Origin of the sequence: Streptomyces sp. Y7, from assembly GCF_043195415.1 — a bacterium.
Taxonomy (GTDB): domain Bacteria; phylum Actinomycetota; class Actinomycetes; order Streptomycetales; family Streptomycetaceae; genus Streptomyces.
Genome location: NZ_JBIDDQ010000022.1, coordinates 15899 through 36911, shown reverse-complemented (window position 1 = coordinate 36911; position 21013 = coordinate 15899). Strand labels below are relative to the sequence as shown.

Annotated in this window: 19 protein-coding genes and 4 tRNA genes; 11 read left to right on the top strand and 12 right to left on the bottom strand. The window is 72.4% G+C overall.

Features of this window, described 5'->3' with window-relative positions; genetic code table 11:
* Positions 1-9 precede the first annotated feature (9 nt).
* The 6 genes from ACGFW6_RS35090 (at position 10) to ACGFW6_RS35065 (ending at position 4577) form a co-directional block, all read left to right on the top strand.
* Positions 10-657, top strand: coding sequence for an ABC transporter permease (locus ACGFW6_RS35090; RefSeq protein WP_393519263.1), 648 nt, complete (start codon positions 10-12; stop codon positions 655-657).
* On the top strand, positions 650-1900 hold the full coding sequence (locus ACGFW6_RS35085; protein ID WP_393519260.1) for a betaine/proline/choline family ABC transporter ATP-binding protein: 1251 nt from the start codon (positions 650-652) through the stop codon (positions 1898-1900). The genes ACGFW6_RS35090 and ACGFW6_RS35085 overlap by 8 nt, the downstream gene beginning before the upstream one ends.
* Positions 1897-2754, top strand: a complete 858-nt coding sequence (locus ACGFW6_RS35080; RefSeq protein WP_393519257.1) for an ABC transporter permease — start codon at positions 1897-1899, stop codon at positions 2752-2754. The genes ACGFW6_RS35085 and ACGFW6_RS35080 overlap by 4 nt, the downstream gene beginning before the upstream one ends.
* Entirely contained in the window at positions 2751-3710 is a 960-nt protein-coding gene (locus ACGFW6_RS35075; RefSeq protein ID WP_393519254.1) for a glycine betaine ABC transporter substrate-binding protein, read from the top strand. Before ACGFW6_RS35080 ends, ACGFW6_RS35075 begins: the two co-directional genes overlap by 4 nt.
* Positions 3711-3792: 82 nt before the next feature.
* Positions 3793-4392, top strand: a complete 600-nt coding sequence (locus tag ACGFW6_RS35070) for an ArsR/SmtB family transcription factor (protein ID WP_393519252.1) — start codon at positions 3793-3795, stop codon at positions 4390-4392.
* Entirely contained in the window at positions 4392-4577 is a 186-nt protein-coding gene (locus ACGFW6_RS35065) for a hypothetical protein (RefSeq protein WP_393519534.1), read from the top strand. The genes ACGFW6_RS35070 and ACGFW6_RS35065 overlap by 1 nt, the downstream gene beginning before the upstream one ends.
* Here ACGFW6_RS35065 and ACGFW6_RS35060 read toward each other — a convergent pair.
* The 8 genes from ACGFW6_RS35060 to ACGFW6_RS35025 all read right to left on the bottom strand — a co-directional run bounded on the left by ACGFW6_RS35060 (position 4574) and on the right by ACGFW6_RS35025 (position 12529).
* Positions 4574-5365, bottom strand: a complete 792-nt coding sequence (locus tag ACGFW6_RS35060; protein ID WP_393519249.1) for a S16 family serine protease — start codon at positions 5363-5365, stop codon at positions 4574-4576. The genes ACGFW6_RS35065 and ACGFW6_RS35060 overlap by 4 nt on opposite strands.
* 88 nt (positions 5366-5453) lie before the next feature.
* On the bottom strand, positions 5454-6563 hold the full coding sequence (gene menC, locus ACGFW6_RS35055) for an o-succinylbenzoate synthase (RefSeq protein WP_393519246.1): 1110 nt from the start codon (positions 6561-6563) through the stop codon (positions 5454-5456).
* Positions 6560-7333, bottom strand: coding sequence for a chorismate synthase (locus ACGFW6_RS35050; protein WP_393519243.1), 774 nt, complete (start codon positions 7331-7333; stop codon positions 6560-6562). The genes menC and ACGFW6_RS35050 overlap by 4 nt, the downstream gene beginning before the upstream one ends.
* Before the next feature lie 94 nt (positions 7334-7427).
* Positions 7428-8069, bottom strand: a complete 642-nt coding sequence (locus ACGFW6_RS35045) for an IclR family transcriptional regulator (RefSeq protein WP_393519240.1) — start codon at positions 8067-8069, stop codon at positions 7428-7430.
* 432 nt (positions 8070-8501) lie between these two features.
* Positions 8502-10295: a DEAD/DEAH box helicase gene (locus ACGFW6_RS35040; RefSeq protein ID WP_393519237.1), complete on the bottom strand. Its 1794-nt coding sequence runs from the start codon at positions 10293-10295 to the stop codon at positions 8502-8504.
* A gap of 116 nt (positions 10296-10411) precedes the next feature.
* A complete protein-coding gene (locus ACGFW6_RS35035; RefSeq protein WP_393519234.1) occupies positions 10412-10786 on the bottom strand; it encodes a type II toxin-antitoxin system death-on-curing family toxin in 375 nt (124 codons plus the stop codon).
* On the bottom strand, positions 10783-10983 hold the full coding sequence (locus ACGFW6_RS35030; protein ID WP_393519231.1) for a hypothetical protein: 201 nt from the start codon (positions 10981-10983) through the stop codon (positions 10783-10785). The genes ACGFW6_RS35035 and ACGFW6_RS35030 overlap by 4 nt, the downstream gene beginning before the upstream one ends.
* An 88-nt stretch (positions 10984-11071) precedes the next feature.
* Positions 11072-12529 carry an MFS transporter gene (locus ACGFW6_RS35025; protein WP_393519228.1) on the bottom strand — a complete coding sequence of 486 codons (1458 nt, stop codon included), beginning with the start codon at positions 12527-12529 and terminating at the stop codon, positions 11072-11074.
* Positions 12530-12731: 202 nt separating this feature from the next.
* Here ACGFW6_RS35025 and ACGFW6_RS35020 point away from each other — a divergent pair.
* From ACGFW6_RS35020 to ACGFW6_RS35000, 5 genes are all read left to right on the top strand, one after another.
* Positions 12732-12806 (top strand) — tRNA-Cys (locus ACGFW6_RS35020).
* Between the two features lie 18 nt (positions 12807-12824).
* A tRNA-OTHER gene (locus tag ACGFW6_RS35015) sits at positions 12825-12925 on the top strand.
* Positions 12926-12943: 18 nt separating this feature from the next.
* Positions 12944-13044, top strand: a tRNA-OTHER gene (locus tag ACGFW6_RS35010).
* A gap of 18 nt (positions 13045-13062) precedes the next feature.
* Positions 13063-13163, top strand: a tRNA-OTHER gene (locus ACGFW6_RS35005).
* A 141-nt stretch (positions 13164-13304) separates the two neighbouring features.
* A complete protein-coding gene (locus ACGFW6_RS35000; RefSeq protein WP_393519226.1) occupies positions 13305-14546 on the top strand; it encodes an LPXTG cell wall anchor domain-containing protein in 1242 nt (413 codons plus the stop codon).
* 87 nt (positions 14547-14633) lie between these two features.
* Here the strand turns inward: ACGFW6_RS35000 and ACGFW6_RS34995 are convergent, their stop codons facing one another.
* From ACGFW6_RS34995 to ACGFW6_RS34980, 4 genes are all read right to left on the bottom strand, one after another.
* The gene (locus ACGFW6_RS34995) at positions 14634-15830 is read right to left on the bottom strand and encodes an SUKH-4 family immunity protein (RefSeq protein ID WP_393519224.1); all 1197 of its coding nucleotides are present in this window, start codon (positions 15828-15830) and stop codon (positions 14634-14636) included.
* A gap of 310 nt (positions 15831-16140) precedes the next feature.
* Positions 16141-18450 carry a xanthine dehydrogenase family protein molybdopterin-binding subunit gene (locus tag ACGFW6_RS34990; RefSeq protein WP_393519221.1) on the bottom strand — a complete coding sequence of 770 codons (2310 nt, stop codon included), beginning with the start codon at positions 18448-18450 and terminating at the stop codon, positions 16141-16143.
* Positions 18447-20108 (bottom strand): 2Fe-2S iron-sulfur cluster-binding protein, encoded by a 1662-nt coding sequence (locus ACGFW6_RS34985; protein WP_393519218.1) that lies wholly within the window; start codon positions 20106-20108, stop codon positions 18447-18449. The genes ACGFW6_RS34990 and ACGFW6_RS34985 overlap by 4 nt, the downstream gene beginning before the upstream one ends.
* Positions 20105-20998: an FAD binding domain-containing protein gene (locus tag ACGFW6_RS34980; RefSeq protein WP_393519215.1), complete on the bottom strand. Its 894-nt coding sequence runs from the start codon at positions 20996-20998 to the stop codon at positions 20105-20107. The genes ACGFW6_RS34985 and ACGFW6_RS34980 overlap by 4 nt, the downstream gene beginning before the upstream one ends.
* Positions 20999-21013: the final 15 nt, after the last annotated feature.

Sequence of the window (21013 nt, the reverse complement as noted above, 5' to 3'; positions counted from 1 at the left end):
TGAGTGCGAGTGAGCTTCTGGGAGTACCTGGGCAACCGCCACCAGCAGCTGTTCGCCGACGCCCTCCAGCACGCCAGCGCCGTCCTGCAGTGCATGGTGGTGGCGACCGTGATCGGGGTGCTGATCGGCGTGGCCACCTATCGCACCGAGTGGGCGGGCAATCTCGCCACGCTGACCACCTCCGGCATCCTGACCATTCCGTCGCTGGCCATGATCGGTCTGCTCATCCCGATCGTGGGGCTGGGCGTGGCCCCCACGGTGATCGCGCTGACGCTGTACGGGCTGCTGCCGATCGTGCGCAACTCCATCGTCGGGCTGCGCGGGGTCGACCCGTCCCTGGTGGACGCGGCCAAGGGCATCGGGATGTCGCGGCTCACCCGGCTGCTGAAGGTGGAGCTGCCGCTGGCCTGGCCGCCGATCCTGACCGGGATCCGGGTCGCCACGCAGATGCTGATGGGCATCGCGGCCATCGCGGCGTACGCCTCCGGCCCCGGCCTCGGCAATGTGATCTTCCGCGGTCTCGCCTCGCTGGGCAGCGCGAACGCGCTGAACCAGGTACTCGCGGGCACGGTCGGGATCATCATCCTGGCGCTGCTGTTCGACGCCGCGTACGTCCTGATCGGGCGGCTGACCATCCCCAGGGGGATCCGTGCCTGAGAACAACGGTCACGACGGCCACCACGGCGCCTCCATCGAGCTGGAGAACCTCTCGAAGCATTATCCGGGCACGCCGCAGCCGGCCGTGGACAACGTGAACATGGAGATCAAGGCCGGCGAGGTCGTCATCCTCGTCGGCCCGTCCGGGTGCGGGAAGTCGACGACGCTGAAGATGATCAACCGGCTGATCGAGCCCACCGGTGGCCGTATCCGCATCGGCGGCGAGGACGTCACCGACATCGACCCGGTGAAGCTGCGCCGCAAGGTCGGCTACGCGATCCAGTCCGCGGGGCTGTTCCCGCACATGACGGTCGCGCAGAACATCGCCCTCGTGCCGAAGATGATCGGCTGGTCGAAGACGCGGATCGCCTCGCGCGTCGAGGAGCTGCTCGACCTCGTCGGGCTGGACGTCGGGGAGTTCCGCGGCCGGTATCCCCGCCAGCTCTCCGGCGGTCAGCAGCAACGCGTGGGCGTGGCGCGGGCGTTGGCTGCCGACCCGCCGGTGCTGCTGATGGACGAGCCGTTCGGCGCGGTCGACCCGATCACCCGTGACCATCTCCAGGACGAGCTGATCAGGCTCCAGCACGAGCTGCACAAGACGATCGTCTTCGTGACGCACGACTTCGACGAGGCGATCAAGCTCGGTGACCGTATCGCCGTGCTGCGCGAGCAGTCGCACATCGCCCAGTTCGACACCCCGGAGGCGATCCTCACCAACCCGGCGGACGACTTCGTCTCCGGCTTCGTGGGAGCCGGGGCGGCGCTGAAGCGGCTGAACCTGTCCCGGGTGCGGGACGTGGAGATCACCGACTATCCGACGGTCACCGTCGACGACCCGCTCCAGGAGATCTTCAACCGGCTCCGCTCCAGCGGCACCAACGAGATCCTGCTGCTCGACAAGCGGGGCCGGCCCTACAAGTGGCTCCGGCGCGGCGATCTGATGCGGGCCCGGGGTTCGCTGGCGCGGGCCGGGACGCTGGTGAACGACACGGTGACGCCGGACGCCACGCTGCGGGACGCCCTGGAGGCGGTCCTCACCGACAACGCGGGGCGGGTCGTGGTGACCGGGCGGCGCGGCGAGTACACGGGCGTCGTCGACATGGAGACGCTGATGAACTCCGTGCACGAGCTGCTGGAGGCCGACCGGCTGGAGGCGCTGGAGGCCCAGCACGAGCTGGAGGGGGCGCGGACGGAGCGCACGCACGCCGAGCAGGAGGGCGAGACAGGGGGGATGAAGGCGTGAGCAGTCCCGAGGCCCCCAGGACCTCCCGGGCACGGGAGACGTCCGGGGAATCCGAGGCTCCCGCGACCGGTGCGTCCACGGCGAGCGGGGAGGCCCCCTCCCCCACGCATGTCCGGGCCCCGGCCCGGCTGAGCTGGCAGAAGCTCACCGTCGTACCCGCGATGCTGGTGGTGCTGCTGCTCGCGACCTGGCTGTGGTTCCAGCAGGCCGACCTCGACGCGGTCTCCGAGAACGCGCTGTCGAACGGTCAGGTCTCCCAGGCCCTGTGGGAGCACATCGAGCTCACGGCGATCTCCACCTTCTTCGTGCTGATCATCGCGATCCCGCTGGGGATCCTGCTCACCAGGCGGCCGTTCCGCAAGGCCACCCCGGTGGTGCTGGCGTTCGCCAACATGGGCCAGGCGACCCCGGCGATCGGTCTGCTCGCGCTGCTGGTGATCTGGCTGGGCATCGGCCGCAGGGCGGCCCTGATCGGCATGATCGCGTACGCCGTGCTGCCCGTGCTGTCCAACACGATGGCCGGCCTCAAGGCGAACGACCCGACCATGCTGGAGGCGGCGCGCGGCATCGGCATGTCCCCGATGGGGGTCCTGTCACGGGTGGAACTCCCCCTGGCGGTCCCGCTGATCCTGGCGGGCGTGCGCACGGCCCTGGTCCTCAACGTCGGTACGGCGACCCTGGCGGTCTTCGGCGGAGGCGGCGGGCTCGGCGTGCTGATCACGGCCGGTATCACCAACCAGCGCATGCCGGTCCTGGTCCTGGGCTCGATCCTCACGGTCGCCCTCGCCCTGCTGGTGGACTGGCTGGCCTCGCTGGCGGAAGTGCTGCTGCGGCCGAGGGGGCTGGACCTGTGAGGCGGCCCGTGGTCCTGCTGACGGCGGGGTTGCTGGTGGCGGCCGCCGGGTGCGGTCTGACCAGCGGCTCCCCCATGGTGGACGACGTACGGCCCGGGACGATCGGCCGGGGCGAACCGCTCAAGGGCGCCGAACTGACGGTCACGTCGAAGTCCTTCACCGAGCAGCTCATCCTCGGCGCGATCATGGGCATCGCCTTCGAGGCGGCGGGCGCGGACGTGCTCGACCGCACCGGCATCCAGGGGTCCATCGGCAGCCGGGAGGCGGTCAGGAAGGGCGACGCGGACGCGGGGTACGAGTACACGGGCACGGCCTGGATCACGTATCTGGGCCACAGCGATCCCATCACCGACCCGCAGGAGCAGTGGGAGGCGGTGCGCAAGGAGGACGCGAAGAACGGGCTGACCTGGCTGCCGCCGTCCGCGCTGGACAACACCTACGCGCTGGCGATGAACCAGGCGAACCACAAGAAGTACCGCACGAACGACCTCTCGGAGGTCGCCGCGCTGTCCAAGTCGGACCCCGACGCGGTGACGCTGTGCGTGGAGGTCGAGTTCGCCAACCGGGCGGACGGGCTGCCGGGCATGCAGAAGGCGTACGGCATGAACGTGCCGACGGGCAACATCACCCAGATGGACACCGGGATCATCTACACCCAGGTCGCCAAGGGGACCTGCACCTACGGCGAGGTCTTCACGACGGACGGCCGCATCAAGTCCATGAACCTCGTGGTGATGGACGACAACAAGCACTTCTTCCCCAACTACAACGCCGCCCCGGTGATCAACACCAAGACCCTGAAGAAGTGGCCGGCGATCCCCGAGGTCCTCGACCCGATCACCAAGAAGCTGAACAACTCCGTCGCCCAGGACCTGAACGCGAAGGTGGACGTGGACGGGGAGGACCCTCATCAGGTGGCGCTGGACTGGATGAAGCAGGAGGGGTTCGTGAAGTAGGGCCGAGTGACCGGGAGTTGGGGGTTCAAAAGTTCCAAAGAACTCCTTGCAAAGAAGTAGTTGCACAACTACCTTTGCACGCATGGCCGGAGAGCACGACGTACGGAAACTCGACGCCCGTTCACTGCGCGGACTCGCGCATCCCCTGCGGATGGAACTGCTCGGCGCACTGCGACGGCACGGCCCGGCCACCGCGTCGATGCTCGCCGAACGTCTCGGCGAGTCCAGCGGCGCCACCAGCTACCACCTGCGCCAGCTCGCCGCGCACGGCTTCGTCGAGGACGCGCCGGAACGCGGCAAGGGGCGGGAGCGCTGGTGGAAGGTGGTCGAGCAGGGCATCTCGATCCAGGAGGACCTGCACCAGTCCACGGACCCGGCGGTGCGCGGCGCGGCCGACGTCTTTCTGCACGAGATGGTCTCGCAGCACCACCGCGACCTGACGAACTGGGTGGCCACCCGCGACCGGTGGGGGCCCGCGTGGTGGGACAACCGCGCCATGGACCTGAGCGACTGGGAGCTGCGCCTGACGCCCGAGCTCGCCCGTGAACTCATCGCCAGGGTCCATGAGTTGATCGGCACCTACGACGGCCTCGACGTCCCCGAGGACACCCCCGAAGCGGAGTACGTCCGCTTCCACACGCACGTCTTCCCCATCGCCACGGACCGAAAGAGCCCGCAGTGATCGACCCGGAAACCCACCGCGCCTTACAGCGCATCCGAGCCGCCGAACTCCACGCCCAGGCCGCCGCACACCGCCTCGCCACCGCGGCCGGCCCCACCCGTGACCTGCGTATCCGCCTCGGCTGGACCCTCGTGGAGGTCGGCCTGCGGCTGGCCACCCCGAGGTCGCCGGCGCTGGCCCGCTAGCAGCTGGGGACCGACCCCTTGCCCGACTCCAGGGCCTGAAGGGCGCTGACCGCACCCTTCAAGGTGGTCACCGGGATCAGGCGCAGGCCCTTGGGGAGTTCGGCCTTCGCGTCGCCGCACTCCTCCTTGGGGACCAGGAAGACCGTCGCGCCGTCGCGGCTGGCCGCCTGCGTTTTCAGGGAGACGCCGCCGACCGCGCCGACCTTGCCGGCGGGGTCGATCGTGCCGGTCCCGGCGATGGTGCGGCCGCCGGTGAGGTCGCCTCCGGTGCCGTCGCCGTTGAGCTTGTCGACGATGCCGAGGGAGAAGAGCAGACCGGCGCTGGGACCGCCCACGTCCGCGAGCTTCAGGGTGACCTTGATGTCCTTGTCGTCGAGGTCGAGGTAGTTCAGCGCGGCGTCGGTCGCGTCGCCCTGCGACTCCCGCATCTGCTCGGTGTTGTACTGCTCGATCTCCTGCGTGCTGCGCCCGCTCGGATAGACCGAGTCGCGCGGCATGACCGCCTTGTCCGTGCTGAACCACGCGTCGATCACATCGCCGAGCGACACGTCCGTGTCGGGCGAGGTCGCCTCGATCGTCGTCATGCGCAGTTGGCCGGTGGTGTCCCGGGTCGGCGCACCGGAGATCGTGATGACCTGCTCGCCCCGGTTCTCGCCCAGCACGTCCGCCGTCAGGCCGGGCTGCGTCAGCGAGAACGGCAGTGGCGCGAAGGCCGCCGTGGCGAGCAGGGCCACGACCGGGAGAGCGCAGAGGGCGACGGCCCGGGGGCGCGTGAGGCGAGAGAACACGGGATCAATCTAACGTGACGGCGGGTCGGGGCCAGGTGCAGGTCGGAGCTGCCCAGGCTGCCCCACCGAGGTCACGGACCAGGGCTCGTCAGGTCACGTACAGGTCTCGCCGCTCCCTGGTGAAGCGCCGCAGGACCTCCGGCAGCGGCCGCACCCCGATCCCCGGCGTCCGCGGCACCGGCAGATGCCCGTCCACCAGCACGAACGGCTCCGTGATGTCCTCGGCGAAGTAGCGGCTGGACGCGGAGGTGTCCCCGGGCAGCGTGAAACCGGGCAGGGCGGCCAGCGCCAGGTTCGCCGCCCGGCCGATCCCCGTCTCCAGCATGCCGCCGCACCACACCGGCACCCCGTGCGCGTGCGCCACGTCGTGCACCCGCCGCGCCTCCAGGTACCCCCCGACCCGAGCGGGCTTGACGTTCACGACCCGGCAGGCGTCCATCGCGATGGCGGACGCGGTGTCACGGGCGTTGTGCAGGGACTCGTCCAGACAGACGGGCGTCGAGATGCGCTGCTGGAGACAGGCGTGGGCGTGCAGGTTGTTCTCGTCCAGCGGCTCCTCGATCAGCAGCAGCCCGAACTCGTCCAGCCGCCGCAGATGCTCGGCGTCCGCGAGCGTGTACGCCGTGTTGGCGTCGACCTGGAGCGGCAGGTCCCACCCGAAGCGGTCGCGCACCGCCCGTACGGGTTCGAGATCCCACCCCGGTTCGATCTTCAGCTTGATCCGCACGTACCCCTCGGCGAGATAGCCCTCCACGGCGTCCAGCAGCTCGGCGATCGTCGGCTGGATCCCGACCGACACCCCGGCCGGCACCCGCTCCCGCACCGCTCCGAGATACGTGGCCAGCGACATCCCGTACGACCGCAGCTCCGCGTCCAGCACCGCCGTCTCCAGCGCCGCCTTCGCCAGCTCGTGCCCCTTGACGCCCGCCGTCGCGGGCGCGAGGTGGGCCGCGGCGAGCACGGGGAGCGCGGCGACGCGCGGCAACAGGAAGTCGCGCAGCACGATCTCCGCGCCGGCCACGAACTCCGAGCAGTACCCCGGTTCCGGGTCGGCCGCGAACTCCGACCAGCCCTCGGCGGCGTCGGTGACGACGCGCAGCAGGAAGGTGTCCTTCGTCGTCATCGTGCCGAAGGACGTACGGAAGGGGCTGACCAGCGGAATCGCCACATGGACGATCTCGACGCGTGCGAGCTTCACGAAGCGGCCTCCCGGCGGGTGAGCGTGTACCAGCCGTCACGAGACATACCCGTCGCGAGGAAACCGTCCGCGAACGCCTTCGTGAAGACGTCCCGTACGGCACGCCGCCAGCGCAGCGCCAGCCGGGGATCGGCGGCACGCAGCGCCACGATGTCGTCCGGCACCCGGCACCACACATGCCGGTCGGAGAGGTCGCGGCGGGCGAGCGGGCCGCCGTCGGGAGCGGCGTGCGTGGTGGGCGCGACCTCGCGCTCGGCCGGCCCCGCGACGCCTTCGTGCCGGCCCGGCTCGATCAGGTCCCAGGTCACCGCCAGCCGGTCGGTCTCGTCGCCGTCGTTCACGCCGTCCGCCATGGGGCCGTAGAAGTCGACGAGGTACTCGGTGCCCTCGGCGCCCAGCTTGACGAAGTTGAAGCGGGCGTTGCGCCCGACCAGCGGATCGAAGGTCCAGCGCATGGTGCGTGCCCCCAGCTCCACCGCCCACGCCCGCTGCGCCTCCTTGAGCGGCACCCCGAGCCCCCGCTCGGCGGCGGCCAGCACGGAGTACACCTCTCTCGTCAGCGGCGGCCCGAACACGGCCACACAGGCACCGGCGAGCCGCTCCCCGTCGAACACGGCGTGCACGGCCCCGCCCGCGTGGGCGATGCTGTGCAGCGTCTCGGGCAGTAAGGGAGGCGCGGTACGGGGCGTCTGCCATACGTCGCTGAAGTAGTCGGCGACCGCGGTGAACCCGGCGACGTCGTGAACCGTGCGGATGCTGAGTGAGGTCATGGATCGAGTGTCGGAGGTGGCACGGGCCCTGCCTAGAGCGCCTGCGCACCACGCCACCCGGCGACCGGCCACCGCACGGCATGGCCGACAGGCGTCAGCGCAGGGCCTCGGCCACCTCCTTGGCCGCGTCCATGACGCGCGGTCCCACCCGCTCCGGCACCGAGTCGGCCAGCATCACCACGCCCACGCTGCCCTCGACCCCCGTCACGCCGAGCAGCGGCGCGGCCGCCCCGCTCGCTCCCGCCTCCAGCTCGCCGTGGGTCAGGGTGTAACCGGGCTCCTCCATGGGCTGCCGCCGGGCGGAGAGTATGGCCCGGCCGGCGGCACCGCGGTCCAGCGGGTGCCGGAAGCCGGCCCGGTAGGCCACGTGGTAGTCGGTCCAGGTCGGCTCGACCACGGCGACGGCGAGCGCCTCCGTGCCGTCCACCAGCGTCAGATGGGCCGTCGCCCCGATGTCCTCGGCGAGCGAACGCAGCGCCGGCAGCGCGGCCTCGCGCACCAGCGGATGCACCTGTCGGCCCAGTCGCAGCACCCCGAGCCCGACCCGGGCGCGGCCGCCGAGGTCGCGGCGTACGAGGGCGTGTTGTTCCAGTGTGGCGAGGAGCCGGTACACGACGGTCCGGTTCACGCCCAGTTTGTTGGAAAGCTCGGTGACGGTCAGCCCGTGGTCCGTATCGGCCAGCAGTTTGAGGACACGCAGTCCCCGGTCGAGCGTCTGAGAGGTCTCCGCGGTCACGACGCCCACTCCTTAGTGGTGAGGTCGGCAGCCCCCTCGCGGCGGATGCGTCACCGAGTCCCGTCAGTGACGCGCTTCAGAGGCCGCCGATCGGCCTGCGGTCCGGCATTCCGGACCGCGTCGCTTCACGGCTGCGCTCCGCGGCGGCGCTGCCACGGGGCGTGTGCGTAGGCGGACATTAGCGAAGCCGGTTCGCTGAGCGGAAGGCTCCGTCCAGAATCCGGGCAGTGGCCGGTACGGACCACGCCCGTTTGCCCTGATACGTACGGCGCCCGCAGCGCCCCGAGGGGCGCGGGAACTGCGCGACAAGCCCCCACCGACCGCGCCCGCAGCGCCTCAAGGGACGCGGGGAACTGCGCGACAAGCCCCCACCGACCCGCACCCGAACCACAACCGGCACCACCCACCCGCGGCACCATCCCACCCGCGGCGTCACTTCATCCGCGTGGCCCACTCCTGCACCTTGGCGATCCGCTGCCGAAGCTGCCCGGCCGTCGCCTCCGCGCTCGGCGGCCCCCCGCACACCCGCCGCAGCTCCGTATGGATCACCCCGTGCGGCTTCCCGCTCTGATGCACATACGCACTGACCATCGTGTTGAGCTGCTTGCGCAGCTCCATCATCTCCTTGTGCGAGACGACGGGCCGCCGCTCGGCCGGCAGCTCCAGCAGATCCGCCTCGGAGTCCGGCTTCTTGCGGCTGTGCGCGATCTGCCGCGCCTGCCGCTTCTGGAGCAGGAGTTGGACCTGGTCGGGCTCCAGCAGCCCGGGGATCCCGAGGTAGTCCTGCTCCTCCTCGCTGCCCGGGTGGGCCTGCATGCCGAACTCGGCACCGTCGTAGAGGACCCGGTCGAAGACGGCCTCGGACTCCAGCGCCTCGAAGGAGAACTGCTCCTGCTCGCCGGTGTCCTCGTCCTGCTCCTTGTTCGCCTCCTCCATCTCCTTCTCGGACTCGGCGTACGGGTCCTCCTCGCCCTCTTTCTTCGGCTTGTCGAGGGCGTGGTCGCGCTCGACCTCCATCTCGTTGGCGAAGGTGAGCAGGTCCGGGACGGTCGGCAGGAACACGGACGCGGTCTCGCCGCGCCGCCGGGACCGCACGAAACGTCCGACGGCCTGGGCGAAGAAGAGGGGCGTGGAGATGGTCGTGGCGTACACGCCCACCGCCAGCCGGGGCACGTCGACGCCTTCCGACACCATGCGGACGGCGACCATCCAGCGGTCGTTGCTGCCGCTGAAGTCGTCGATCCGCTTGGACGCGCCGGCGTCGTCGGAGAGCACGAGCGTCGCCTTGTTTCCGGTGATCTCACGGATGAGCTTGGCGTAGGCGCGCGCGGAGTCCTGGTCGGAGGCGATGACGAGGGCGCCCGCGTCCGGGATGGCCTTCCTGACCTCGGTCAGCCGCTGGTCGGCGGCGCGCAGCACGCTCGGCATCCACTCGCCGCGCGGGTCCAGCGCCGTACGCCATGCCTGGCTGATGGCGTCCTTGGTCATGGGCTCGCCGAGCCGCGCGGCGATCTCGTCGCCCGCCTTGGTGCGCCAGCGCATGTTGCCGCTGTAGGAGAGGAAGATGACCGGCCGCACGACGTGGTCGGCGAGCGCGTTGCCGTACCCGTAGGTGTAGTCGGCGGCGGATCGCCGGATCCCGTCGTTCCCCTCCTCGTACGTCACGAAGGGGATCGGGTTGGTGTCGGACCGGAACGGCGTACCGGTGAGCGCGAGCCGGCGCGTGGCGGGCTCGAAGGCCTCCAGGCATGCCTCGCCCCAGGACTTGGAGTCACCGGCGTGGTGGATCTCGTCGAGGATGACGAGGGTCTTGCGCTGCTCAACGCGGTTGCGGTGCAGCATGGGCCGTACGCCGACACCGGCATACGTCACGGCGACGCCGTGGTAGTCCTTGCCGAGCGGGCCGGCGCTGTACTCCGGGTCGAGCTTGATGCCTATACGCGCGGCCGCTTCCGCCCACTGCTTCTTCAGGTGCTCGGTGGGCGCGACCACGGTGACCTGCTGCACGACATGGTGGTGCAGCAGCCAGGAGGCCAGGGTGAGGGCGAAGGTCGTCTTGCCGGCGCCCGGCGTGGCGACCGCGAGGAAGTCACGCGGCTGCTCCTGGATGTACTTCTCCATCGCGCCCTGCTGCCAGGCACGCAGCTTGCTCGCGGTGCCCCAGGGGGCGCGGCCGGGAAAGGCGGGGGACAGATGGTGCGAGGAGGAGGCGGCGGTGGTAGTCACGGTCTCCGTAAAGGGGTCGGGCGGCTCGGCTACGTATGACAACCGGGCCACCCTACCGGCGGCCCGACGGTGCCCAGGCGCGGACAAGGCCGGGTCACACGCGGGTGGGACCGACGTCACAACCGCCGCAGCCGGCCCGCTATCACGGAGATGTCGCTCTCGTCCCCGGAGGCCACATCGATGACCAGGTCGTACGCGGTGTCCTGGTCACAGCCCGCGAGATCGACGCCGTTGACGGCGAGGAAGGTCGCGGCGGCCAGCCAGGCCGTGCGCTTGTTCCCGTCCACGAGGGGGTGGTTCGTCGCGATGGCGTGCAGCAGCGCGGCCGCCTGCTCGTGGAGGTCCTCGTAGGCCGCCGTGCCGAACATACGGGCGCGGGGCCGGTGCACGGCGGACACGAACAGCCCCCGCTCCCGGACCTCCGGGGTACGCCCGCCGAAGGCGATCCGGGCGATCGTCGTGACCTCCGCGACCGTCAGATGCCTGGTCATTCGCCCAGCCTCCGCAGCAGTTCGGCGTGCGCGCCGGCGAGCGCCTGAGCCGTCACCAGCACCTGCGAGGACTCCTGCGTGAGCCGGTGCAGCACGGCGTCCACGGCGATGTCCTCGGGGAGCCGGCCGGTGGCGTCCGCGAGGTCGTCGAGCTCCCGCCGCAGGGCGGGGTCGAGACGGAGGATGAGCTCGTCCATGGCGGAAGGCTAGGCGCCGTACCCACCCGCCCACGACCGATTTACGACCGCCCCGGTCCCGGGACCGCCCGTTCCCTCACGTCTCTCCTCACCGCTCCCGCACCCGCGTGGTCACCCAGGCTCCCGCCAGCGCCACCGCCGCCATCGGCAGGAACACCGCGGCGAAGGCGGCCGGGTGCGAGCCGGACGTGGTGGACGCCTCCGTCGCCGTGTGGCTCACCGCGCCCCCGCCGAGTGCGGCGAACGCGGCACCGCCGATCGCCAGCAGGATCACGTTGGAGAGGCCGTCGGAGATCTGGAGGGCGGCGGAGTTGGTGCCGGCCTCCTCGGGGGCGGAGAGGTGGAGGAGCAGCACGCTGGTGGAGGAGATCACCAGGCCCATCCCGAAGCATCCGAACGCCCACGCCACGGCCAGGGACCAGGCCGGCACGGAGTGGATCAGCACGCTCGGCGCGGCCGCGATGGAGGCCGCCACCAGCACCATCCCCAGCGTCATCAGCCGTTCCCGGTACGGCTCCAGCCGCGGCCGGGACTGCAGCCAGGACCCCAGCGCCCAGGTCCCGCCACCCGCCGCGAGCGAGAACCCGGCGAGCGTCGGCGACAGCCCCCGCTGGGTGACCAGCATCAGCGGCACGAACGACTCGGCCGCGATGAACGACCCCGCGGCCACCCCGCGCAGCAGCACCACGGACGGCAGCCCGCGCGCCGCCCGGTAGGTGCCGCGCGGGAGCAGCCCGAGCACGGCGGGCACGAGGAGCGCGGCGCCGGCGACACCGGGGACGAGGGAGAGCCACCTCAGGTCCTGGGCGGCGTACTGGAGCAGACCCGCGCCGACGGAGATGCCGAGGGCGAGCCGGATGCGGCGCCGGTCGAAGGAGGCGGGGCGGCCGGAGCCGTCGAGGGGGCCGCCCGCCCGGCGCCGTATCTGCGGCAGCGCGAGCGCGAGCGGGAAGACGACCAGGACCGGGATCCCGACGAACACCCAACGCCAGCCCAGATGCTCGGTCACCGCTCCCGAGGCCAGCGGCCCCACGATCGACGGCACGACCCAGCTCGCCGCGAACGCCGCCATGATCGCCGGCCGCAACCGCTCCGGGTAGGCCCGGCCGACGACGACGTACAGGGCGACGATGACCAGTCCCCCGCCGAGCCCCTGCACGGCCCTTCCGAGAATGAACAGCCACATCACCCCGGCCGTCCCGGCCAGCAGCAGCCCGGCGCCGAAGGAGGCGATGCCGGCCGTGAGCGCGCCGAGCGGTCCGCGCCGGTCCGACCACTGCCCGGCGAGCACCATCCCGAACAGGCTGGTGGTGAAGTACCCCGAGAACGCGAACGCGTACAGCGACACCCCGTCCAGCTCGCGCGCCGCGACCGGCATCGCCGTCCCGACGGCGGTGGCCTCGAAGGCGATGAGCAGCACGACGGAGACGATCCCGATGCTGAGCGCCCGGTAGGACCTGCCCAGCACACTCTCCTCGGACTCGGGGACCGAGGGCACATCGGATGTCTTCGCGAGGTCGGCGTCGCGCGGCTCGAGGGCAGTCATGGTCGCCAGCGTAAGGTCCACAACCCGCTTTGGCCCCTGTCGGGAGGCGGCCCCGGGGTGAGACCTTGGTCGTACGACCACGGGGTTCGTGAACGGGGTGTGGCAGTCGCATTGCAGCGCGCCCGGTTTGCTTGAGGCGCCGGCGAGCCGGGTCGTACGGTCGATCCACCGGGTTCGGAACGGAGTCCCGCTCCCCCGACACGGCCGTGTGCCCGAGTGGTTCAGGGATTCGCCTGCAAAGCGAATTACGCGGGTTCGATTCCCGCCACGGCCTCCACCTCCACTCCCCTCACACGACCGTGTGCCCGAGCGGTTCAGGGATTCGCCTGCACCGCATCCATCAGCGAGCTCCGCTCGCGGGGAATCACGCGGGTTCGATTCCCGCCACGGCCTCCAGTTCCACTCCCCTCAGACGACCGTGTGCCCGAGCGGTTCAGGGATTCGCCTGCGCCGCATCCATCAGCGAGCTCCGCTCGCGGGGAATCACGCGGGTTCGATTCCCGCCACGGCCTCCAACTCCACTCCCCCGACACGACCGTGTGCCCGAGCGGTTCAGGGATTCGCCCGCACCGCATCCATCAGCGAGCTCCGCTCGCGGGGAATCACGCGGGTTCGATTCCCGCCACGGCCTCCACCTCTTCCCCTCGTCCGCACCGTCTCCTTCGTCTCTCCTCAAACAGGAGTACAACCCTCGACGCCTTCGGGGTGTCCAGGACATGACTGGACGGCAAAGCTCCGGTCGCCGTGCTTCCTGTTTGGACGAGGAGACCCATCCGTGCGCCAGCGCCTCCGCCCCTCGCACCTCCGTACGTCGGCGGCCTTCGTGGCCGCCGCCGCGATCGCCGCGGCCGTTCCCGCGGTCGTCGCCCCTTCGGCACACGCCGAGGAGGCCGCGCCCGCCCTGGTGATCTCGAACCTGCCGAGCGCGTCCCCCAAGCCGGGCGATGTGTACGACGAGAACGTCGTCATCACCAACAACGGCACGGCGGCCGCGGACGGCGTCACCTTCCGGGTCCGCCTCACCCGCGGCCTCGACTTCGCCGAGGAGACGAAGGGCTGCACGTACTCGACCGTCCAGGACCAGGTCCGCCAGGCCCTGTGCGAGCTCGACCTCGACGTCGCACCCGGCGCCTCCGTCGAGACGCCCGTGCGGTTCAAGGCGCTGGACAGCGCGCTGATGGAGGCCGTCGAGTACGGCACCTCGGCCACCGGCGAGGCCCCGGGCGAGGGCTACGACGACAGCTACCGGCGGATGACCCTGACCGCCGACAGCTCCGCCGACCTCGTCGCCGTCGGCGAGGACACCGAGGCCCTCGCGGGCGACCGGCAGTCGATCACGGTGCAGCTCCGCAACGACGGCCCCGGCTGGATCCAGAACCAGGAGAGCGACGACCAGCCGGCCCTCATGGTGAAGATCCCGAAGGACACCGTCGCCAGTGAGGTGCCCGAGGAGTGCGCGCCGTTCGGCATCGACGGCCCGACCGGTCCGGGTGGCACGCCGGGCAAGTCCACGTACGTCTGCTCGCCCGCCGACCACACCATCGACGTCGGCGAGGCCCTCTCCTTCACCTTCATGCTGGAGATCGACGAGGACGCCAAGACCACCACCGGCGAGGTGAAGGCGACCTCCGTCTACGACATCCACCCGGAGTTCGACAAGAACCCCGCCAACGACACGGCCCCGATCCGCGTCGCCATCCCCACCGACTACGAGCCCGACCCCGGCACCTCGGGCGGCACCTCCACCGGCGGCTCCACGGACGGCGGCGCCGGCACGGGCGGCAACGACCCCGCGGGCCAGTCCACCGGCGGCACGGGTTCCACCGGTGGCAGCGGCTCCTCGTCGGCCGGCACCTCCACCGGCGGCTCCACCACCGGCTCCGTCGACGGCAACCTGGCGAGCACCGGCTCCGACGGCACCCCGCTGATCGCCGGTTCGGCGGCCGCCGCGGCGGCCCTCGGCGGCGCCCTGATCCTGGCCGTGCGCCGGCGCCGCGCGAACGCCAAGTCCTCCTGACGCCCCGCTCCTGACGCCGGCGGCCGACCGCTCCCGGTCAGCCGTCGGCCGCAGCGGGCCGCTGCCCGAGCCGGTCGCCGGCCGGGCTCAGCGCACCCCGCCCACCGATTCGAGCACCCCGCTCGCCTCGTCCTGGAACACCTCGGTCCAGTAGTGCCGGCCGTCCCGGCCCGCCCTGGTGCCGGTGGGGTCGACCGTCGACAGGACCTGAAGCATGGTCATGGCGAGCTGGTCGTAGGTGTCGCTGGTCAGCGCATGGCCCGACGCCTGGTCTATCGCCTGCTCGCGGTGCAGCAGCCAGAGGGTGAAGGCGAGGGTCGACACGTCCGTGTTCAGCGGGAAGAGCCGCGCCTCGGACTCGCTCCAGTTCAGCACCGCACCCGACGCGCCGTCGACGACCAGGCTGTTGTCCTCGACGAGATGACCGAGGCGGATCAAGTGATCGGCCCGGGCCGGGAGTTCGGCCGAGGGGTCGACCTCGGCGTAGTACTCGGCGAGCGTCGGCAGCGACACGTCCGTGTCCAGGCAGAACAGGAAGCCGTCCTCGGGCAGGCCCACTTCGCGCAGGAAGCGGCGGGTCGGCTCGTGCGTGAGCGTGCCGGGGAAGTCGACGTCCTCGAAGCGCACCACCTGGCGCCGGCCGAACTCCTCGTCCAGCAGACGGGACGGCAGGTCCAAGGCCAGGCCCGAGGTGCCGGCCCGGCCGGCGACGAGCGCCAGCGGCCGGATCAGCGCGGCCATCTTCCAGAACGGCGCCGGCTCACCGTCCGCGCCCTCCTCGAACACCGCGAGCAGGTGCCGGGACGCCTCCGCCACCGCCTTGGGGCCGTACCGGCCGACGTAGGAGGCGAACTGGCCGCGCAGGCCCGCCAGTTCGTCCGTCGCCTCGGCGAAGCGCACCAGCGTCCGCAGGGACGGCGCCAGGGGGCGGCGGTCCATCAGGTCGGGGCGGTCGTGCAGGAAGTGCGTCGTCGAGATCTCGCCCGTGACGCCGTCCAGCAGGAGCGACTCCGTCTCCAGGCCGCCGGGCCCGAGCAGTCCGCCTATCACCAGCTGGTCCCTGAGCCCGGCCGCGAGCCGGTCCCCGGGGTCGCCCGTCGAGTCCGCGACCGTCCGCAGGCCGTCCCGGCCGAGCTCGGCGAAGGTCAGCACACCGCTGTCGCCGGGCAGTCCGGGTCCCGTCAGCCAGCGCCGCGTCGACGCGTGCGTGACGTAAGGACCCAGCTCGGCCTCGGTCAGGACGATCGCCGTATCAGCGACGTGAGTCGTGGTCGTCGTGCTCATGGCTCCCCCGCATGCGCTTTCTCGCCACCCCGGGCACGACACGGCCTACCGACCGGCCCGCCGGACCCGGCTGCCGTCCCCACTGCCCAGAACACTACGCGCCACCACTGACAACGCCCCTGGACCAGCTCGCCCGCTGACAGCGCTTCACATCAGTAGACGCTCGACGCACCCCAGAACGTTCCCTCCTCGCTGGAATCGCTCCCACGAGTCAGCCCGCGAGTCGGTCCACGAGCGGGGCGAACCGGGAATTCGGCACATCAGGGCGTGCGGCGGTCCTGCCGGTCGGACGGGTCGGCCGACCGTCGGCTCACTGCGCGTTGACCACCGCGGCCTGCGGCCTGATCGGCAGCCGGTTCACGGGACGGCCCGTCGCCGCGCGCACGGCGGACGCGATGGCCGCCGGCGACGTCACCACCGGCACCGCGCTGACCGCCTTCGCGCCGAAGGGCGCGACCACGTCCCGCTCCTCGACCAGCTTCACGATCCGGATGTCGGGGGCGTCCAGGGCCGTCGGCAGGGAGTAACCCGTCAGATCCGGGTGCCGGATCAGGCCACGTGCCGAGCGCAGGTTCTCCGTGAGCGCTATGCCCACGCCCTGCGTCACGCCCGCCTCGATGCGCGCCTCCAGCTGCGCCGGGTTCAGCACCCGCCCGACGTCCTGGGCGAGCGCCAGCTCGACCACGCGCACCGAGCCCAGCTCGATGTCGACGTCGACGACCGCGCGGATCGCGCAGAAGGACATGCCCACGAAGGCGTCGCCCTGGCCGGCGTCGTTCAGCGGCTCGGTCGGGTGCGGGCGGCACTGGGCCGTCGCCCACAGCTCCTTGCCGTCCATCGCCTCGGTGACGGTGGTCGACAGGACGCCGTCGTACGACGTGATCTTGCCGTCGGTGATCTGGAGCAGCTCGGTGGACATGCCGAACTTGTGCGCCAGGGGCTGGAGGAGCTGCGTGCGGACCATCTTGGCCGCCCGCTCCACCGCGCCGCCCGACACCCAGGTGTGACGGCCGCGGCAGCCCGCGCCCGCCGGGGGCTGGTCGGTGTCCACGGGTGCCACGTGCACCTCGTCGATGCCGAGGGTCTCCTGGACGATCTGCCGGGCCAGGGTCGTGAAGCCCTGACCGGTCTCGACGGCCGCGCAGAGCACGGTCGCCACGCCGTCGTGGACCTTCACGGTCGCCGTGGAGACCTCGTCCGCGCCCTCGGCGCCGAGCATGTGCACCATGCCCAGGCCGTAGCCCACGCCGCGCCGCACGGCACCCGGTTCGCCCGCGCCCTCGGGGCCGCCGGGCAGCAGCCACTCGTCCTCGGGGGTGTCCTTGGGCAGCGCCGGCAGCGGGTAGTCCCGTACCGCCTGCAGGAGCTCGGCCACCGGGGCCGGGCACGTCACCGTCTGCCCCGTCGGCAGGACGTCGCCCGTGGCCAGCGCGTTGCGCAGGCGCAGCTCCGCCGGGTCCAGGCCGAGCTTCTTGGCGAGCTTGTCCATCTGCGCCTCGTAGGCGGCGCACACCTGCATGGCGCCCTCGCCGCGCACATGGCCGGAGGGCGGGTTGTTGGTGCGTACGGCCCAGCCCTCGATGAAGGCGTTCGGGACGACGTACGGGCCGCAGGCGAAACCGACGGCGGCGGCCAGGGCTTCGGCGGAGGTGTCGGCGTAGGCGCCCGCGTCCAGCAGGATCTGTGCCTCGACCTTGACCAGTTTGCCCTCGGCGTCCGCGTGATGGCGGTAGCGCAGCAGGGTCGGGTGCCGGTGGGTGTGGCCGAGGAAGGACTCCTCGCGGGTGGCCGTCAGCTTCACCGGGCAGCCGGTCTTCAGCGCCAGCAATCCGAGCGGGAGCTGGAAGCCCTGGTCCTCGCGGTCGGCGGTGGCGCCGGGCACTCCGGTGACGACGACCTTGACGCGCTCGGGTTCCAGGCCGTAGCAGGCGGCGGCCCGGTCGCGGTCGGTGTGCGGGTCGGTGGAGGCGAGGTAGAGCTCCACGCCGCCGTCGGGCCGCGGCACGGCGAGGCCGGCCTCGGCGCCGATCGGGGCCGGGTCCTGGCGGCCGATGCGGTACAGGCCCTCGACGACGATGTCGCCGGCCGCGTCCGGGTCGCCGTGGCGCAGCGGGATGTGCCGGATCAGGTTGCCGTCGGGGTGCAGCGGCTCGGCCTCGAAGGCCTGCTCGGGGTCGGTCACCGGGTCGAGCGTCTCGTACTCGACGATGACGGCCGCGGCGGCCAGCCGGGCGGTGTCCGGGTGGTCGGCGGCGACGGCGGCGATGGGCTCGCCGTGGTGGCGTACGACCTCAGAGGCGAAGACGGGGCGGTCGGCCTTGCCGCGGCCGACCAGCGAGCTGCCCGGCACGTCCTCGTGCGTGACGACGGCCCGGACGCCGGGCATCTCCCGCGCGTGGGCGGTGTCGATGGACTTGATGCGCGCGTGCGGGTGCGGCGAGCGCAGTACGGCCGCCCACAGCAGGCCCTCGGCCCACAGGTCGGCCGCGTACGGGAACGTGCCCTCGGTCTTGGCGCGGGCGTCGGCGGCCTGGAGTGAGGCGCCGAGGCCGTGCGGGATCGGCTCGGGGGCGGGTGCTGCCTCCGCGGCTGTGGTCGCGGTGGCGGCTTCGTTGCTCACGCCTGGCCTCCGTCCTGGCCGTACGCCTGGTCATGCGGTCCCCTGGCGCCCCGTGGCTCGAACGCCGACGGGTTGACCCCGCCGGCTCCCGGGCCCGCCTGGTGGGGGATACGCGGCTCGTCCCCGTCCTGTTCGTCGTCGGACCCGCTGTGCGCCTCGCGTTCGGCGACGACTTCCTTCACGGCGTCCACCACGCCCCGGTAGCCGGAGCAGCGGCACAGGTTGCCGCACAGCGCCTGGCGGGTCTCCAGCTCGGTCGGCGCCGGGTTGCCCTCCAGCAGGTCGTGCACGGTCATCGCCATGCCCGGCACGCAGAAGCCGCACTGCACGGCGCCGCAGCGGGCGAGCGCCCGCTGCACGTCCGAGGGCTGCCCGTCGACGGCGAGGCCCTCGACGGTGCGGACCTCGCTGCCGGCGGCGGTCACGGCGGGCACCAGGCAGGACGCGACGAGGCGTCCGTCGACCTGCACGTTGCAGGCGCCGCACTCGCCCTGCGAGCAGCCGTCCTTGGCGCCCGCGAGGCCGAGCCGCTCGCGCAGCACGTAGAGCAGCGACTCCCCGATCCAGGCGTCCGAGACGGGCCGGTCGACCCCGTTGACGCGCAGCACGTAGGAGGCCAGGGGGTGTTCCTCGCCGGGCAGCGGCGGCGCGTCGTCGGCCTGCTCGGAGTCCTCGGCGGCCGCGGGGCCGGAGTCGCCGTCGTCGGGCGCGCTCTCGGCGGTGGGCTCCGCGGGGCCCTGGGGGGCCTCTGTGGCGCCCCGGGCGTCCGGGCGGTCCGTGGCGGGCTCACCGGTCCCGGGAGCGGCCTGTGGGGCCTCTGGAGCGCTCTCCGCGGAGTCCTCGGAGTGGCCCGGGGCGAACGCGCCGGGTGCCACGCGTGCGTGGGGGTCCGCGGACGGATCGCCGTCACGGCCGAAGGCGGCGGACGCGGGCCCGGTTCCGACCGGCCGCCGCGACGGGCGCCCGCCGGCGGGTCCGGCCTGCGGGTCGCCGGCGTGCGGCCCCGGCTGTCCGGGAACGTGCCCGGTGTCGGCGGGCCCCGCGGGCGCGGTTCCCAGCGCCTCGGCGGCCGCGGTCTCCGTCTGCTGTCCCCACGGCTGCCCGGTCGCCTGCGGCGCCCAGGGTGCGGCCGCGCCGCCCGGCAGCGTGGCGGGCGGTGTGCCGCCCCACTGCTCGACGAGCGACGACGTGGTGAACTCGCCCGATTCGTCCGGAAGGTCACCCCCGGCGACGGGGATCGACCACTGCCCGGTGACGTCCTGCCCCGGAGCCCCGGGGTCCTGGCCCGCCGCGGTCTCGGAGAAGTTCCACTGCTGGGTGGCGCCGGGGTTGTAGGTGAACCGGTCGCCGCCCGGCTCCTGCGGGGCGTTCGGGTCGGGCCATCCGGTGCCCTCGGCGGGCGTGCCCGCGGCCGGCCAGCCGCCGGGGGCCGAGGGGTCGGTGCCCGCGCCCGTGCCCGGCGTGACCGTTATCTGCGGCGGGACGTACCCGTGGCCGGGCGCGGCGAGCGGGCTGTCGGAGGAGGCCAGGAGGGCCTCGATGCCGCCTTCGGGGAGCTTGACGAAGGCCGTGGCCCCGTCGTCGTACTCGCCCTGGGGCAGCGGGTCCCAGCGGCCCCGGCCCCGGGGCGTGCCCTCTCCGTGCTGGTCGTCGGTCACGACAACGCCCTCCCCAGTGCTCGTCGGGCCAGCGCGGCGACGGTGCGCCGCAGGTGCAGTACGGCGGGCGGATGCTGCGTCACGGACCCGTCCTCGGCCGGGGCCGGGTCGGGGATGCAGGCGGCGGCGACGTACTCGCCGAAGGCGTTGAGCGCCTCGGGGACGATCGCGCGGCTGTTGTCCCAGTCGATCAGCTGGGCGACCCACTGCTCGGCCTCCAGGGGCCTGAGCGGCATCGGCGCTATGGCGCCGACGGCGCACCTGACTCCGCGCCGGGCGGGGTCGAGCACGACGGCGACGGAGGCCATGGCGCGTCCCGGGCCGGTGCGCCCGGTGGCCTTGAGGAAGACCTGCGGGGCGTGCAGCAGCGGCACGCGCACGTACCCGATGAGTTCGCCGGCGCGCAGCATCTCCATGCCGGCCAGGAGGTGCGACACGGGGATCTCCCGGCGGGCTCCGCCCGGGCCCGCGACGATCAGGGTCGCTTCGAGCGCGGCGAGCACCGGCAGGGCGTCACCGGTCGGTGAGGCCGAGGCGATGTTGCCGCCGAGGGTGCCGGCGTTGCGGATCTGCGGCGGGCCCGCGGCGCGCGCGGCGGCGGCGAGCGCCGGGATGAGGGCCGCGAAGTCGGGGCGGCCCATGCGCGCGTGCGTGAGGCCCGCGCCGAGCAGCGCGTGGCCGTCCTGGTACTGCCAGCCGCGGATCTCGCTGATCCGGCCGAGGCCGACCAGCGCGGCCGGCCTGAGCTGCCCGGAGTTGACGGCGGCCATCAGGTCGGTGCCGCCCGCCACGGGCACGGCGGCGGGCATGGCCGCGAGGGCCGCCACGGCCTCGTCCAGCGTCGTGGGCAGCGTGACGGCCTGCGCCGCCTGCGGTGCGTGCGTGGTCAAACCGGCTGCCCCTTC